Source organism: Streptomyces sp. 3211.6, from assembly GCF_003634815.1.
In the GTDB taxonomy this organism is placed as follows: Bacteria; Actinomycetota; Actinomycetes; order Streptomycetales; family Streptomycetaceae; genus Streptomyces; species Streptomyces katrae_A.
On the sequence record NZ_RBXC01000001.1, the window covers coordinates 5608713 to 5621727 of the forward strand.

The 13015-nt window shown below is 71.1% G+C and carries 14 protein-coding genes, 5 tRNA genes and 1 pseudogene; 15 read left to right on the top strand and 5 right to left on the bottom strand.

The genetic code is table 11. From position 1 onward, the window contains the following. The first annotated feature begins 74 nt into the window (after positions 1–74). The 6 genes from BX286_RS26025 to BX286_RS26050 all read left to right on the top strand — a co-directional run bounded on the left by BX286_RS26025 (position 75) and on the right by BX286_RS26050 (position 1388). Entirely contained in the window at positions 75–803 is a 729-nt protein-coding gene (locus BX286_RS26025; RefSeq protein WP_079429949.1) for an HAD family hydrolase, read from the top strand. Positions 804–891: 88 nt separating this feature from the next. Next, positions 892–963: transfer RNA gene (locus tag BX286_RS26030), tRNA-Gln, on the top strand. 27 nt (positions 964–990) lie between these two features. Further along, positions 991–1063: transfer RNA gene (locus BX286_RS26035), tRNA-Glu, on the top strand. 61 nt (positions 1064–1124) lie between these two features. Continuing rightward, positions 1125–1200 (top strand) — tRNA-Glu (locus tag BX286_RS26040). A gap of 22 nt (positions 1201–1222) precedes the next feature. Continuing rightward, positions 1223–1294: transfer RNA gene (locus tag BX286_RS26045), tRNA-Gln, on the top strand. Between the two features lie 21 nt (positions 1295–1315). After that, positions 1316–1388 (top strand) — tRNA-Glu (locus tag BX286_RS26050). A gap of 168 nt (positions 1389–1556) precedes the next feature. Here BX286_RS26050 and ndgR read toward each other — a convergent pair. Next, positions 1557–2273, bottom strand: a complete 717-nt coding sequence (ndgR, locus tag BX286_RS26055; RefSeq protein ID WP_007266782.1) for an IclR family transcriptional regulator NdgR — start codon at positions 2271–2273, stop codon at positions 1557–1559. A 121-nt stretch (positions 2274–2394) separates the two neighbouring features. On the opposite strand from ndgR, the gene leuC reads away from it, so the two are divergent. The 4 genes from leuC to BX286_RS26075 all read left to right on the top strand — a co-directional run bounded on the left by leuC (position 2395) and on the right by BX286_RS26075 (position 5609). Further along, positions 2395–3819, top strand: a complete 1425-nt coding sequence (leuC, locus tag BX286_RS26060) for a 3-isopropylmalate dehydratase large subunit (RefSeq protein WP_121016444.1) — start codon at positions 2395–2397, stop codon at positions 3817–3819. Positions 3820–3822: 3 nt separating this feature from the next. Then, a complete protein-coding gene (gene leuD / locus BX286_RS26065; RefSeq protein ID WP_100862801.1) occupies positions 3823–4416 on the top strand; it encodes a 3-isopropylmalate dehydratase small subunit in 594 nt (197 codons plus the stop codon). 137 nt (positions 4417–4553) lie between these two features. Next, positions 4554–4781, top strand: coding sequence for a hypothetical protein (locus BX286_RS26070; RefSeq protein ID WP_079429951.1), 228 nt, complete (start codon positions 4554–4556; stop codon positions 4779–4781). Positions 4782–4925: 144 nt separating this feature from the next. Further along, a complete protein-coding gene (locus tag BX286_RS26075) occupies positions 4926–5609 on the top strand; it encodes an HU family DNA-binding protein (protein ID WP_079429952.1) in 684 nt (227 codons plus the stop codon). Between the two features lie 314 nt (positions 5610–5923). Here the strand turns inward: BX286_RS26075 and cofC are convergent. Then, positions 5924–6574 (bottom strand): annotated as a pseudogene (gene cofC / locus BX286_RS26080) (2-phospho-L-lactate guanylyltransferase); the annotation flags it as partial. 216 nt (positions 6575–6790) lie between these two features. On the opposite strand from cofC, the gene BX286_RS26085 reads away from it, so the two are divergent. The 3 genes from BX286_RS26085 to BX286_RS26095 are packed head-to-tail and all read left to right on the top strand — an operon-like array spanning position 6791 to position 9747. Then, entirely contained in the window at positions 6791–7543 is a 753-nt protein-coding gene (locus tag BX286_RS26085) for a 1-acyl-sn-glycerol-3-phosphate acyltransferase (RefSeq protein WP_079429954.1), read from the top strand. Beyond that, a complete protein-coding gene (locus tag BX286_RS26090) occupies positions 7540–8550 on the top strand; it encodes an NAD(P)H-dependent glycerol-3-phosphate dehydrogenase (RefSeq protein WP_079429955.1) in 1011 nt (336 codons plus the stop codon). Before BX286_RS26085 ends, BX286_RS26090 begins: the two co-directional genes overlap by 4 nt. 39 nt (positions 8551–8589) lie before the next feature. Beyond that, the gene (locus BX286_RS26095; RefSeq protein WP_079429956.1) at positions 8590–9747 is read left to right on the top strand and encodes a D-alanine--D-alanine ligase family protein; all 1158 of its coding nucleotides are present in this window, start codon (positions 8590–8592) and stop codon (positions 9745–9747) included. 105 nt (positions 9748–9852) lie between these two features. On the opposite strand, the gene BX286_RS26100 is transcribed toward BX286_RS26095, so the two are convergent. Together BX286_RS26100 and BX286_RS26105 are read right to left on the bottom strand one after the other, a co-directional pair. Continuing rightward, positions 9853–10344 (bottom strand): DUF3515 domain-containing protein, encoded by a 492-nt coding sequence (locus BX286_RS26100; RefSeq protein ID WP_079429957.1) that lies wholly within the window; start codon positions 10342–10344, stop codon positions 9853–9855. A 23-nt stretch (positions 10345–10367) separates the two neighbouring features. Further along, the gene (locus BX286_RS26105; protein WP_079429958.1) at positions 10368–10601 is read right to left on the bottom strand and encodes an Lrp/AsnC family transcriptional regulator; all 234 of its coding nucleotides are present in this window, start codon (positions 10599–10601) and stop codon (positions 10368–10370) included. Between the two features lie 245 nt (positions 10602–10846). Between BX286_RS26105 and BX286_RS26110 the strand changes: the two genes are divergently transcribed. Both BX286_RS26110 and thiD read left to right on the top strand, forming a co-directional pair. Continuing rightward, positions 10847–11827: a thiamine-phosphate kinase gene (locus tag BX286_RS26110; protein ID WP_121016446.1), complete on the top strand. Its 981-nt coding sequence runs from the start codon at positions 10847–10849 to the stop codon at positions 11825–11827. Further along, the gene (gene thiD / locus BX286_RS26115) at positions 11824–12633 is read left to right on the top strand and encodes a bifunctional hydroxymethylpyrimidine kinase/phosphomethylpyrimidine kinase (RefSeq protein WP_121016448.1); all 810 of its coding nucleotides are present in this window, start codon (positions 11824–11826) and stop codon (positions 12631–12633) included. The genes BX286_RS26110 and thiD overlap by 4 nt, the downstream gene beginning before the upstream one ends. A gap of 133 nt (positions 12634–12766) precedes the next feature. Here thiD and rpmB read toward each other — a convergent pair whose 3' ends face one another. Continuing rightward, the gene (gene rpmB / locus BX286_RS26120; protein WP_007266795.1) at positions 12767–12952 is read right to left on the bottom strand and encodes a 50S ribosomal protein L28; all 186 of its coding nucleotides are present in this window, start codon (positions 12950–12952) and stop codon (positions 12767–12769) included. Positions 12953–13015 lie beyond the last annotated feature (63 nt).

A 13015-nucleotide genomic window follows, 5' to 3' on the forward strand; every position in this document is an offset into this window, starting at 1 on the left:
TGGCGCGGCCCACCGCCCGGCCGGGTTCCGCGTACCGCCCCCGCGCGCGCCCGCCCGGGCGTAGGCTCGCCGGTATGCCGATCCGCGCCGTGCTGTGGGACATAGACGACACGCTCTTCGACTACACGGGGGCCGATGCGGCCGGTCTGGCGCGGCACCTGCGCGACGAAGGGCTCGGCGAGCGCTACGGGACCCCGGCCGAGGCCCTGGCCCTGTGGCGGAAGGCCACCGAACTGCACTGGGCCCGCTTCGCCGCCGGCGAGGTCACCTTCCTCGGCCAGCGCCAGGAGCGGGTACGGGAGTTCCTGGAGGAGCCCGCCCTGACCGCCGACGAGGCCGACGCCTGGTTCGAGCGCTACCTCGGGCACTACCAAGCCGCCTGGGCCCTCTTCCCCGACGTCCTGCCCGCCCTGGACGCCCTCGCCGGGAGCTACCGGCACGGGGTGCTCTCCAACTCCTCCGAGGCCAACCAGGACCACAAGCTGCGCCACCTCGGTCTGCGCGAACGCTTCGAGGTGCTGGTGTGCGCCGCCGAGCTGGGGGTCAGCAAGCCCGACACCGCCGCCTTCCTCGCCGCCTGCGACGCCCTCGGGCTGCCCCCGGCCGAGGTGGCGTACGTGGGGGACCAGCCGGAGATCGACGCGCGGGGCGCGCGCGACGCGGGACTGACCGCCTTCTGGCTCGACCGGGACGGGGGCCGGGGGCCCGGCCCCGGCGGCGTACACCGGATCGAGGGGCTCGAACAGCTCCCCGGGCTGCTGGCCGGTGATACCCGTTTTGGAGCACGGTCAGGCATCCGGTAATGTTCTTTCTGCGCCGGGGAGACGGGCCGAGAGGCCGGGAACCGGAGGCGCTAACCAAACGAAAGGCCCCCAGGGTCTTGAAGTTCGGTGGGCTATAGTGTAATTGGCAACACGAGGGTTTCTGGTTCCCTTATTCTAGGTTCGAGTCCTGGTAGCCCAGCGCAGTGCAGCAGTAACGCAGTGCTTTGCCCCCGTTGTGTAGCGGCCTAGCACGCCGCCCTCTCAAGGCGGTAGCGCCGGTTCGAATCCGGTCGGGGGTACAGATCCTTCCCGCAGGATCTCCAGGGTCGCTCCCGGAGGTCTTGATGCAGGATCGCTAGGGCCCCCGTTGTGTAGCGGCCTAGCACGCCGCCCTCTCAAGGCGGTAGCGCCGGTTCGAATCCGGTCGGGGGTACCAAGGTCTGGCTGGTCTAGACCATTGGGCTATAGTGTAATTGGCAACACGAGGGTTTCTGGTTCCCTTATTCTAGGTTCGAGTCCTGGTAGCCCAGCGCAGTACCGCAGTAAAGCTAGCCCCCGTTGTGTAGCGGCCTAGCACGCCGCCCTCTCAAGGCGGTAGCGCCGGTTCGAATCCGGTCGGGGGTACATCAGGAAAGGCCCTCCGCGATCATCGCGGAGGGCCTTTTCGCTGTTTCCGGGCCCTGTCCGGCCGTGGACAAGTGCGGGCCCGGGGGCGCGAGTTCGGACGTGTGCGGCGTCGTACGCGCCCCCGGGCCCGGGGGTCGTGGTGGAAGAGGTCTGCGACCGGGGAGGTCAGCCGGAGCGGCGCAGGGCCTCCGTCAGGCGGGCGGCCGCGTCGATGACGGCCTGGGCGTGCATGCGCCCCGGGTGGCGGGTCAGGCGCTCGATCGGGCCGGAGACCGACACGGAGGCCACCACGCGGTTCGAGGGGCCGCGCACCGGCGCCGAGACGGACGCCACGCCGGGCTCCCGCTCGCCGATCGACTGCGCCCAGCCGCGGCGCCGTACGCCGGACAGGGCCGTCGCCGTGAAGCGCGCGCCCTGCAGGCCCCGGTGAAGCCGCTCGGGCTCCTCCCAGGCCATCAGGATCTGCGCCGCCGACCCCGCCTTCATCGGGAGCGTGGAGCCCACCGGGACCGTGTCCCGCAGGCCCGACAGCCGCTCGGCGGCCGCCACGCAGATGCGCATGTCGCCCTGACGCCGGTAGAGCTGCGCGCTCTCGCCCGTCACGTCACGGAGGTGCGTGAGCACCGGTCCCGCCGTGGCCAGCAGGCGGTCCTCGCCGGCCGCGGCGGCAAGCTCTGCCAGCCGCGGGCCGAGGATGAACCGGCCCTGCATGTCCCTCGCCACCATCCGGTGGTGTTCCAGTGCCACGGCAAGGCGGTGTGCCGTGGGTCGTGCGAGCCCTGTCGCCGCGACCAGCCCGGCGAGGGTGGCCGGACCGGACTCCAGTGCGCTCAATACCAGAGCTGCCTTGTCGAGAACGCCGACGCCGCTAGAGTTGTCCATGAAACGATATTCACGTCTCACACTGTGAAACGCAAGTTCAAATTTTCCAAGAACCAGCGAGTCTGTATGTACGGGTCCACGAACCACTGGGTCCGGGACGGTGAGCCGGAGGGAAAGAGCGATGGGTAGGACACTCGCGGAGAAGGTCTGGGACGACCATGTCGTCCGGCGCGCCGAGGGCGAGCCCGATCTCCTCTTCATTGATCTCCACCTGCTGCACGAGGTGACCAGCCCCCAGGCCTTCGAGGGGCTGCGCCAGGCCGGCCGCAAGGTCCGGCGCCTGGACCTCACCATCGCGACCGAGGACCACAACACCCCCACCCTCGACATCGACAAGCCGATCGCGGACCCGGTCTCCCGGGCCCAGCTGGAGACGCTGCGCAAGAACTGCGCCGAGTTCGGTGTGCGCCTGCACTCGCTGGGCGACGTCGAGCAGGGCGTCGTGCACGTCGTGGGGCCGCAGCTGGGCCTGACGCAGCCCGGTACCACCGTGGTCTGCGGCGACTCCCACACCTCCACGCACGGCGCCTTCGGCGCGCTGGCCTTCGGCATCGGCACCAGCCAGGTCGAGCACGTGCTGGCCACCCAGACGCTGCCGCTGGCCCGCCCGAAGACGATGGCCATCACCGTCACCGGCGAGCTGGCCGAGGGCGTCACCGCCAAGGACCTGATCCTGGCGATCATCGCCAAGATCGGCACCGGCGGCGGCCAGGGCTACATCCTGGAGTACCGCGGCGAGGCCGTCGAGAAGCTCTCGATGGAAGCCCGCATGACCATCTGCAACATGTCGATCGAGGCCGGCGCCCGCGCGGGCATGATCGCCCCCGACCAGACCACCTTCGACTACCTCCAGGGCCGCGACCACGCCCCGAAGGGCGAGGACTGGGACGCGGCGGTCGCCTACTGGAAGACCCTGCGCACCGACGAGGACGCCGTCTTCGACGCCGAGGTCGTCATCGACGGCTCCGCGCTCTCCCCGTTCGTCACCTGGGGCACCAACCCCGGCCAGGGCGCGCCGCTGTCCGCCAACGTCCCCGACCCGGCTTCGTACGAGGACGCTTCGGAGCGCCTGGCCGCCGAAAAGGCCCTGGAGTACATGGGGTTGACGGCCGGACAGCCGCTGCGCGACATCAAGGTCGACACCGTCTTCGTAGGTTCCTGCACCAACGGCCGCATCGAGGACCTGCGCGCCGTCGCCGACATCATCGGGGGCCGCAAAGTCGCCGACGGCGTACGGATGCTGGTCGTCCCGGGCTCGGTCCGGGTCGCCCTCCAGGCCGTCGAGGAGGGCCTGGACAAGGTCTTCAAGGACGCCGGCGCCGAATGGCGGCACGCGGGCTGCTCCATGTGCCTGGGCATGAACCCCGACCAACTGGCCCCGGGTGAGCGTTCCGCGTCCACCTCCAACCGCAACTTCGAGGGCCGGCAGGGCAAGGGCGGGCGCACCCACCTGGTCTCCCCGCAGGTGGCCGCCGCCACCGCCGTGCTGGGCCATCTGGCCTCGCCCGCCGACCTGTCCGACGCCAACGCCACCGCCGGAGTCTGAGCCATGGAAGCCTTCACCACCCACACCGGCCGCGCCGTCCCGCTGCGCCGCAGCAATGTCGACACCGACCAGATCATCCCGGCCCACTGGCTGAAGAAGATCACCCGTGACGGGTTCGAGGACGGGCTCTTCGAGGCCTGGCGCAAAGACCCGGAGTTCGTCACCAACCGGCCCGAGCGCGCCGGTGCGACGGTCCTGGTCGCCGGCCCCGACTTCGGCACCGGCTCCTCGCGCGAGCACGCCGTCTGGGCCCTGCAGAACTTCGGGTTCAAGGCGGTCATCTCCTCCCGCTTCGCCGACATCTTCCGCGGCAACTCGCTGAAGAACGGTCTGCTGACCGTCGTCCTGCCGCAGGAGACCGTCGACCGGCTGTGGGAGCTCACCGAGGCCGACCCGACCGCCGAGATCACCGTCGACCTGGTCGACCGCAAGGTCCGAGCCGAGGGCGTCGAGGCGGAGTTCGAACTCGACGACAACGCGCGCTGGCGGCTGCTGGAAGGACTGGACGACATCTCGCTCACCCTTCAGAACGAAGCCGACATCGCCGCGTACGAAAGCACCCGACCCGCCTTCAAGCCGCGCACGATTCGCGTCTGATTCCTGCCTGATCAGCGCTTATTCACCCTCGGGTGATCACATCGGCAACACTGTGCCCCCCGCCTTCCGGCGGGGGGCACAGCCGTATGTTGAGGCCCCGTGAGGCGACAACTCGCCCCAGATGGCACAATCTGTGCATGGAACGCGACAGTCAACTCGAGCTCTACGAACTCGTCGCGGACCGGTTGAAAGAAGCACACACAAGGGTGCGCGCACTGCAAGTCCCGGAGGGCGTAAGGATGGCGCTGTCCCGGAAGCTGTTGGTCGTCACTGCCGCGGCGAAGCACGATCTCGCCGACGCGGCAAGGCGCCTGGACAGGTTGATGAAGGACCTCGACGAGGGTCGATTCCCTGAAGGCGACTGATGCGAAGGAACTCCGTAACGGCTCACATCGTTGCGGCACTAGGGTGATTAGCCCGTTTCGTGTTTGATTTGCGGTATATATCCGCCTAACGTGCGAAATAAGCTTGAACACATTCGTTCTGGCGAGGTCTCCGAAGGGGAAGACGTGAACAAGGCGCAGCTCGTAGAAGCGATTGCCGACAAGCTGGGCGGCCGCCAGCAGGCCGCCGACGCGGTCGACGCGGTACTGGACGCGATGGTCCGCGCGGTCGTCGCGGGCGACCGGGTCTCGGTCACGGGCTTCGGCTCGTTCGAGAAGGTCGACCGCCCGGCCCGCTACGCCCGCAACCCGCAGACGGGTGAGCGCGTCCGGGTCAAGAAGACGTCCGTTCCCCGCTTCCGTGCGGGTCAGGGCTTCAAGGACCTGGTCAGCGGCACCAAGAAGCTCCCCAAGGGCGACGAGGTGGCCGTCAAGAAGGCCCCGAAGGGCAGCCTGACCGGCGGTGCCTCGGCCACGGTCAAGAAGGCCGCCGCCAAGAAGGCCACCACGGCCAAGAAGGCCGCCGCGAAGACCACGGCCACCAAGGCCGCCGCCAAGAAGACGACGGCGAAGAAGGCCGCCACGACCGTCAAGAAGACGGCCGCGAAGACCACGGTCGCGAAGAAGGCCACGGCCACGGCCAAGAAGGCGACCCCGGCGAAGAAGGCCACGGCGGCGGCGAAGAAGACCACCGCCACCGCGAAGAAGACCGCCCCGGCGGCCAAGAAGGCCACCGCGACGAAGGCGCCCGCCAAGAAGACGGCGACGCGCAAGGCCACCGCGAAGAAGACCACCGCCCGCAAGAAGTAGGGGCACGAGTCACACACGCCGGGCCGGCTTCCCCCCGGGGGAAGCCGGCCCGCGGTGCGTTCCTCCGCTGGTCACAGGGGTCGCGGACCCCCGCGGGCCTACAGGGGCTAGAACGTCTGCAGGGTGACCAGGGTGATCCGCAGGCCGGCGCCCTCGCCGTCCGTCTCGATGCGCACCCGCTGCCCGGGACGCAGCATCAGCAGGCCGCCGGCGTCGAAGGCCTCGGCCCCGAAGGGCACCGGGGTGCCGTCGTCCAGCAGCACGCTGCCGCTGCGGGTCTGGGAGTCGTACGTGTACGCGGTCGCCTGCATAAGCGCACTGTATCGGGCCGTGTGCCGGCCCACGCCGAGGGAGAGGGCCCTGCGCAGGTCCGGTCCCGTGTCCACGTCCCGGCGCACGCTCTCGACGTCGGCCAGGGATATTTCCACCGCCCCCGAAGCGGAATGCCGGGCCCGGGACGGGCCGCCGAACGCGGGTGCCAATTCCACGTCCGGGCCGGCGGAAAGGAGCGTCGTCCCGATTCCCGCCGCATCCGCCAGAAATGCCCGGGGAAATGCGGAGGCGATATCGAGCACACGTAGCAATTCCGGCGGGCGCAGCGCGGGCAGGTCCGCGTTCATCGCGGCCAGCCGCGCCCCCGGCCGCCCCGCGCGCACGGCCCGCGCTCCGTGGTCCAGCGCGGCGTTGAGCCCCGCGCCCGGAGCGTCCGGCAGGATCCGCGCCCCGAGCCGGGCCAGTTCCGCCCCGGCCACCGCGTCGTCCGTGACGACCACCACATCCGCGACCGAAGCACAGGCCAGCGCCCCCGCCACCGTGTCCTGCGCGAAGGCCAGGGCCAGCCCCGGACGGGAAGCCCCCACGGCGGCCGCCAGCCGGCTCTTGGCCAGCGCCAGGGGTTTCAGCGGGACCACCAGGCTCCAGACGGCGTTCGTGGCGGACTCCTTCGCTCCGGTGCGCGGCCGCACCCGTCCCGGCCAAGGACGGGTCACGGCCCGGTCATCAGTCGGCCCATTGTCGCCTCAGACCGGCAGCAGGGGGGCCCGCCGGTCCGGGCGGGGCGTACGGTGTTCTCGACAGAGACCGGACCCGGGGCGACACTTGTCCGGCCCACGAGGTGCCGAGCTCCCCCAGCCACCGCTGGGAGGTGCCCCACGCCCCGGTCCTAGAGGAAGGTGCTCCGAGTGTCCCGCCGCAGAATCGGCTTCTGGTACCGCCTGGCGGCGGTCATCGCAAAACCGCCGCTGGTAGTGCTCTTCAAGCGGGACTGGCGGGGAATGGAGCACATTCCGGCCGACGGCGGATTCATCACCGCCGTCAATCACAACTCGTATCTGGACCCGCTGTCCTACGCGCACTTCCAGTACAACACCGGCCGGGTGCCCCGGCTGCTCGCCAAGGCCGGGCTCTTCAAAGTGCCTTTCGTCGGCGCGATCCTCCGCGGATCGGGACAGATCCCCGTCTACCGCGAGACCACCAACGCCCTGGACGCGTTCCGGGCCGCCGTGGCCGCAGTCGAGCGCGGCGAATGCGTCGCGTTCTACCCCGAGGGCACCCTCACCCGCGACCCGGAGATGTGGCCGATGGCCGGCAAGAGCGGTGTCGCCCGCGTGGCGCTGATCACCCAGGCTCCCGTCATTCCGGTGGCCCAGTGGGGCGCCAACCTCGTGATGCCGCCGTACGCCAAGGAGAACAAGGTCCGCCTGTTCCCCCGCAAGACCCTCCAGGTCCTCGCGGGCCCGCCCGTGGACCTCTCGGCCTTCTACGGCAAGGAACCGACGCCGGAGGTCCTCAAGGGGGCCACCGAGGCGATCATGGCCGACATCACCCGGCTCCTGGAGGAGCTGCGCGGCGAGAAGGCCCCCGACCAGCCGTACGACCACCGCAAGGCCCGCGCGCAGCAGCGGCGCAAGGCCGCGGGGGAGGGTTCCAAGTGACGCGTCCCGTCAAGGCAGCCGTCTTCTCCGCGGGCTCCTGGGGTACCGCCTTCGGCATGGTGCTGGCCGACGCGGGCTGCGAGGTCACCCTGTGGGCCCGCCGCCCGGAGGTCGCCGACGCCATCAACACCGGCCGCACCAACCCGGACTACTTCCCCGGCGTGGAGCTCCCCGCGAACCTGCGGGCGACCACCGACCCGGCCGAGGCCGCCCGCGGCGCGGACTTCACGGTGCTGTCCGTGCCCTCCCAGACCCTGCGCGGCAACCTCGCCGCCTGGGCCCCCCTGCTGGAGCCCGACACCGTCCTCGTCTCCCTGATGAAGGGCATCGAACTCGGCACCGCCAAGCGGATGAGCGAGGTCATCGAGGAGGTGGCCAAGGTCCCCGCCGAGCGCGTCGCCGTGGTCACCGGCCCCAACCTGGCCCGCGAGATCGTCGCCCGCCAGCCCGCCGCCTCCGTCGTCGCCTGCGTGGACGAGGCCGTGGCCCAGCGGCTCCAGGCCGCCTGCCACACCCCGTACTTCCGGCCGTACACCAGCACCGACGTCATCGGCTGCGAGCTCGGCGGCGCCGTCAAGAACGTCATCGGCCTCGCCGTCGGCATCGCCGACGGCATGGGCCTGGGCGACAACACCAAGGGCTCGCTCATCACCCGGGGCCTGGCCGAAGCCACCCGTCTGGGCCTGGCGATGGGCGCCGACCCGCTCACCTTCTCCGGCCTCGCGGGCCTCGGCGACCTCGTCGCCACCTGCTCCTCGCCGCTCTCCCGCAACCACACGTTCGGCACGAACCTGGGCCGCGGGATGACCCTGGAGGAGACCATCGCGGTCACCAAGCAGACCGCCGAGGGGGTCAAGTCCTGCCAGTCCGTGGCGGATCTGGCCCGCCGCCACGGAGTGGACATGCCGATCACCGACACGGTCGTCGACATCGTCCACCACGGCAAGCCCACGCTGGTCGCGCTGAAGGAACTCATGGGCCGCAGCGCCAAACCGGAACGACACTGACACCTTTCCGGACGCTTGAGCGGGTACCCTCGTGGCGATATGAGCAGCGAGAACCTCCCCCAGACCCCTGAGCAGCAGGGCCGCAAGCCCCGCGTGGCCGTCGTCTTCGGCGGCCGCAGCTCGGAACACGCCATCTCGGTCGTCACCGCGGGCGCCGTGCTGCGCTCCATCGACCGCTCCAAGTACGAGGTGCTGCCCATCGGCATCACCACGGACGGCCGGTGGGCCCTGACCGCCGACGCACCCGAGCGCATGGCCATCGCCGACCGCCGGCTCCCCGACGTGGCGTCGCTGGCGGAGTCCCCGGACGGCACCGTCGTGCTGCCCGTGGACCCCGCCAGCCGCGAGGTCGTCTACACCGAGCCGGGATCCGTCCCCAAGGCACTGGGTGAGGTCGACGTCGTCTTCCCCGTGCTGCACGGCCCCTACGGCGAGGACGGCACCCTCCAGGGCCTCCTGGAGCTCTCCGGGATCCCGTACGTCGGCTGCGGCGTCCTCGCCTCGGCCGTCGGCCAGGACAAGGACTACATGAAGCGGGTGTTCACCTCCTTCGGGCTGAACGTCGGCCCGTACGTGACCATCCGCCCCCGTGAGTGGGAGGCCGACCAGGACGCCGCCAGGGCCAAGGTCCTGGACTTCGCCGCCGAGCACGGCTGGCCGCTGTTCGTGAAGCCCGCCCGCGCCGGCTCCTCCATCGGCATCACCAAGGTCGACGACGCCTCCGGGCTCGACGCCGCCATCCGCGAGGCCCGCCACCACGACCCCAAGGTTATCGTGGAGGCCCTGCTGCGCGGCCGCGAGATCGAGTGCGGCGTCCTGGAGTTCGAGGACGGGCCGCGCGCGAGCGTGCCCGCGGAGATCCCGCCGGTCTCCAGCCACGACTTCTACGACTTCGAGGCGAAGTACATCGACTCCGCCGCCGGCCTGGTGCCCGCCCCGCTCACCCCGGAGCAGACCGCCGAGGTGCAGCGGCTCGCGGTCGAGGCCTTCGAGGCCGCGTCCTGCGAGGGACTGGTCCGCGCCGACTTCTTCCTCACCGAGGACGGCACCTTCGTCATCAACGAGATCAACACCCTGCCCGGGTTCACGCCGATCTCGATGTACCCGCGCATGTGGCAGGAGTCGGGCATCGAGTACCCGGAGCTGGTGGACCGCCTGATCCAGGCCGCCCTGCGCCGCTCCACCGGCCTGCGCTAGACGCCTCCACCGGGCTTCCGTCCGGGGGAGCCCCGGGGTCCCGTACAGCCGACCGCCCGCCAGGAGGAACCCTGGCGGGCGGCGGTGTGCGCGGGTGGGGGCGGGTCAGTAGGAGGAGATCCCGGCCGGCACGGCCTTGGCCACCGCGGCGGACAGACCCACGAGCATGCCCGCGTCCGTGGCATGCTCCTTGTCGATCCAGACCTCCGTGTAGGCCAGGCGCGACCCGGTGGTGAACTTCAGACCGCCGTCGGCCGGCCGTTCCACCAGCCAGCCGACGCCGTTCACCTCCACTCCGTCCGCCTTCGGATCGGCCATCTTGGCGGGCTTGGGGATGCCGCACCGCAGTACGATCGCCGAACCGCCCCACGCGGCGGTCAGGTCCGACTCCGGTTCGGTGGCGGTCCGGTCCAGCCCGGACACCGTCGCCGGGAGGTCCTTGTGCAGCGCGGCACAGAGCCCCGCGACGTCGGCGGGCGGCGCGGGCGGCGGAGTCACCCGGGCCTCGGAGGTCCCGGGGGCACAGCCCGCCAGGGCCAGGCCCGCCGACAGGACGGGCAGGGCCAGTACACGCAGGGGCCGACGGTGCGAAGACATCACCGGCCAAGAGTAGACGGGGGCTACAGATGGACCACGGGGCAGGTCAGGGTGCGGGTGATCCCCTCCACCTGCTGCACCTTGGCGACCACCATGCGGCCGAGATCGTCGACGGTGTCGGCCTGGGCGCGCACGATGACGTCGTACGGCCCCGTCACGTCCTCGGCCTGGATCACCCCCGGGATGTTCCCGATGGACTCGGCGACGACCGACGCCTTGCCCACCTCGGTCTGGATGAGGATGTACGCCTGTACCACGGAACCTCCAGGGCGGCCACGAGGATCATTTCCCCTAACCTTCGGGTGGGCCCGACAGAATCGGAAGGGCCGGGGGAAGAAGGGACGCCACGGTACCGCGTCGCCGGGTGCCACGGGGAGACCCGCAGACCAGGCGCCACGCACAGCGGGGCGTACGCAGACCAGAAGTTGACGTATCTGTTGACGGTACCCAGAGCTGTGACGGCTCGCGACCGCAAGCGGACTTGCCAAGAAGGGGCACAGCGATGAAGGGCACTGTGGGCGAGCTGGGGGAATTCGGGCTCATCAGGGAGCTCACCTCACGGCTCACCACCACCCCGGCGGTCCGGCTCGGACCGGGCGACGACGCCGCGGTCGTGTCGGCCCCCGACCGGCGGGTCGTGGCCAGCACGGACATCCTGCTGGAGGGCAGGCACTTCCGGCGCGACTGGTCCACCGCCTACGACGTCGGCCGCAAGGCCGCCGCGCAGAACCTGGCCGACATCGCCGCCATGGGCGCCGTGCCGACCGCCCTCCTGCTCGGCCTGGTGGTCCCGGCGGAGCTGCCGGTCACCTGGCCCACCGAGCTCATGGACGGCATCCGCGACGAGTGCCAGGTCGCCGGCGCGGCCGTGGTCGGCGGCGACGTCGTCCGCGGGGACACCATCACCGTCTCCATCACCGCCCTCGGCGACCTGCGCAACCACGAGCCCGTGCTGCGCTCCGGCGCCCAGCCCGGCGACGTGGTGGCCGTCACGGGCTGGCTCGGCTGGTCCGCCGCCGGCTACGCGGTGCTCTCGCGCGGCTTCCGCTCCCCGCGGGCCTTCGTCGAGGCGCACCGGCGCCCCGAGCCGCCGTACCACGCGGGCCCGGCGGCCGCCGGACTCGGCGCCACCGCCATGACCGACGTCAGCGACGGCCTGATCGCCGACCTCGGGCACATCGCCGAGGCCAGCCACGTACGGATCGACCTGCGCTCGGGGGCCGTGGACATCCCGACCCAGATGCACGACATCGGCCAGGCCGTCGGCGTGGACCCGCTCCAGTGGGTGCTGACCGGGGGAGAGGACCACGCCATCGTGGCGACCTTCCCGCCCGACGTGAAGCTCCCGGCCCGCTGGAAGGTCATCGGGGAGGTCCAGCACCGCTCCGCGCTGCCCCAGGTGACCGTGGACGGCGCCCCCTGGACCAGCACCGGCGGCTGGGACCACTTCGGGGCCGACCCGGCCGAGGGCGAGACCCCGTGAGCCGGGCCGGCGGGGCCCCGCCGCTGTGCCTGACCGTCGCCGGATCCGACTCCGGCGGCGGTGCGGGCATCCAGGCCGACCTCAAGACGATGCTGGCGCTCGGGGTGCACGGCATGAGCGTGGTCACCGCCGTGACCGCCCAGAACTCCCTCGGGGTGCGGGGGGCCTGGGAGCTGCCCGCCGAGGCCGTCACGGCCCAGTACCGGGCCGTCGTGGACGACATCGGGGTCCAGGCGGTCAAGACCGGGATGCTCTCCTCCGCCGTCCTCGTGGAGACCGTCGCGGAACTGCTGGCCGGCACCAACGCCCCGGTGGTGGTGGATCCCGTGGGGGTCTCCAAGCACGGGGACCCGCTGCTCGCGGCCTCCGCGCTGGACGCCGTACGCGGGGAGCTGCTGCCCCGGGCCACGGTGGCGACGCCCAACCTCGACGAGGTGGCGCAGCTGACCGGTCTGGCCGTCGAGGACGAGGACGGCATGCGGCGGGCCGCCGCCGCGGTCCTCGGCTTCGGGCCCCGCTGGGCGCTGATCAAGGGCGGCCACCTCGCCGCCCACGGCGGGGAGGCCGTGGACCTGCTCACCGACGGCTCCGAGGAGCGGTGGCTGCGGGCGCCCCGCCACGACAACCGGCACACCCACGGCACCGGCTGCACCCTCGCCAGCGCCGTGGCGGCGGGCCTGGCCAAGGGGCTGTCCGTCCCGGAGGCCGTCACGGCGGCCAAGGAGTACGTCACCGGTGCCATCGCCGCGGGCTTCGCGCTCGGCGGCGGGATCGGCCCGGTGGACCACGCCTGGCAGTGGCGCTGAACCCGTCAGGAGCAGCCCTTGACCGTCGAGGGCTGCCCCTCCGGGGCCCCGGACAAGGCAAAAGGCCGGTCCACCAGAGGTGAACCGGCCTTCTTGGCAACCGGAAAGGGCTGCGCTACGACGACGGGAGGCGTCAGCGCGAGACCTTGCCGGCCTTGATGCACGAGGTGCAGGCGTTGAGGCGCTTCGGCGTCCCATTGACCACGGCACGGACGCGCTGGATGTTCGGGTTCCAGCGACGCGAGGTGCGGCGGTGCGAGTGGGAGATGTTGTTGCCGAAGCTCGGCCCCTTGGCGCAAACGTCGCAGTTGGCAGCCACAGGTCACTCCAAGACTTCAGATGCAATTACGGTGGAATCCGGCGCACCGGAATCAGAGATCTG

Bases quoted from the DNA above. Each gene is read 5' to 3' on its own strand.
- BX286_RS26095 (WP_079429956.1), top strand. From the start codon at position 8,590: ATGAGCAGCGAGAACCTCCCCCAGACCCCTGAGCAGCAGGGCCGCAAG.
- leuD (WP_100862801.1), top strand. From the start codon at position 3,823: ATGGAAGCCTTCACCACCCACACCGGCCGCGCCGTCCCGCTGCGCCGC.
- BX286_RS26025 (WP_079429949.1), top strand. From the start codon at position 75: ATGCCGATCCGCGCCGTGCTGTGGGACATAGACGACACGCTCTTCGAC.
- ndgR (WP_007266782.1), bottom strand. From the start codon at position 2,273: ATGGACAACTCTAGCGGCGTCGGCGTTCTCGACAAGGCAGCTCTGGTA.
- BX286_RS26100 (WP_079429957.1), bottom strand. From the start codon at position 10,344: ATGTCTTCGCACCGTCGGCCCCTGCGTGTACTGGCCCTGCCCGTCCTG.
- BX286_RS26070 (WP_079429951.1), top strand. From the start codon at position 4,554: ATGGAACGCGACAGTCAACTCGAGCTCTACGAACTCGTCGCGGACCGG.
- leuC (WP_121016444.1), top strand. From the start codon at position 2,395: ATGGGTAGGACACTCGCGGAGAAGGTCTGGGACGACCATGTCGTCCGG.
- BX286_RS26110 (WP_121016446.1), top strand. From the start codon at position 10,847: ATGAAGGGCACTGTGGGCGAGCTGGGGGAATTCGGGCTCATCAGGGAG.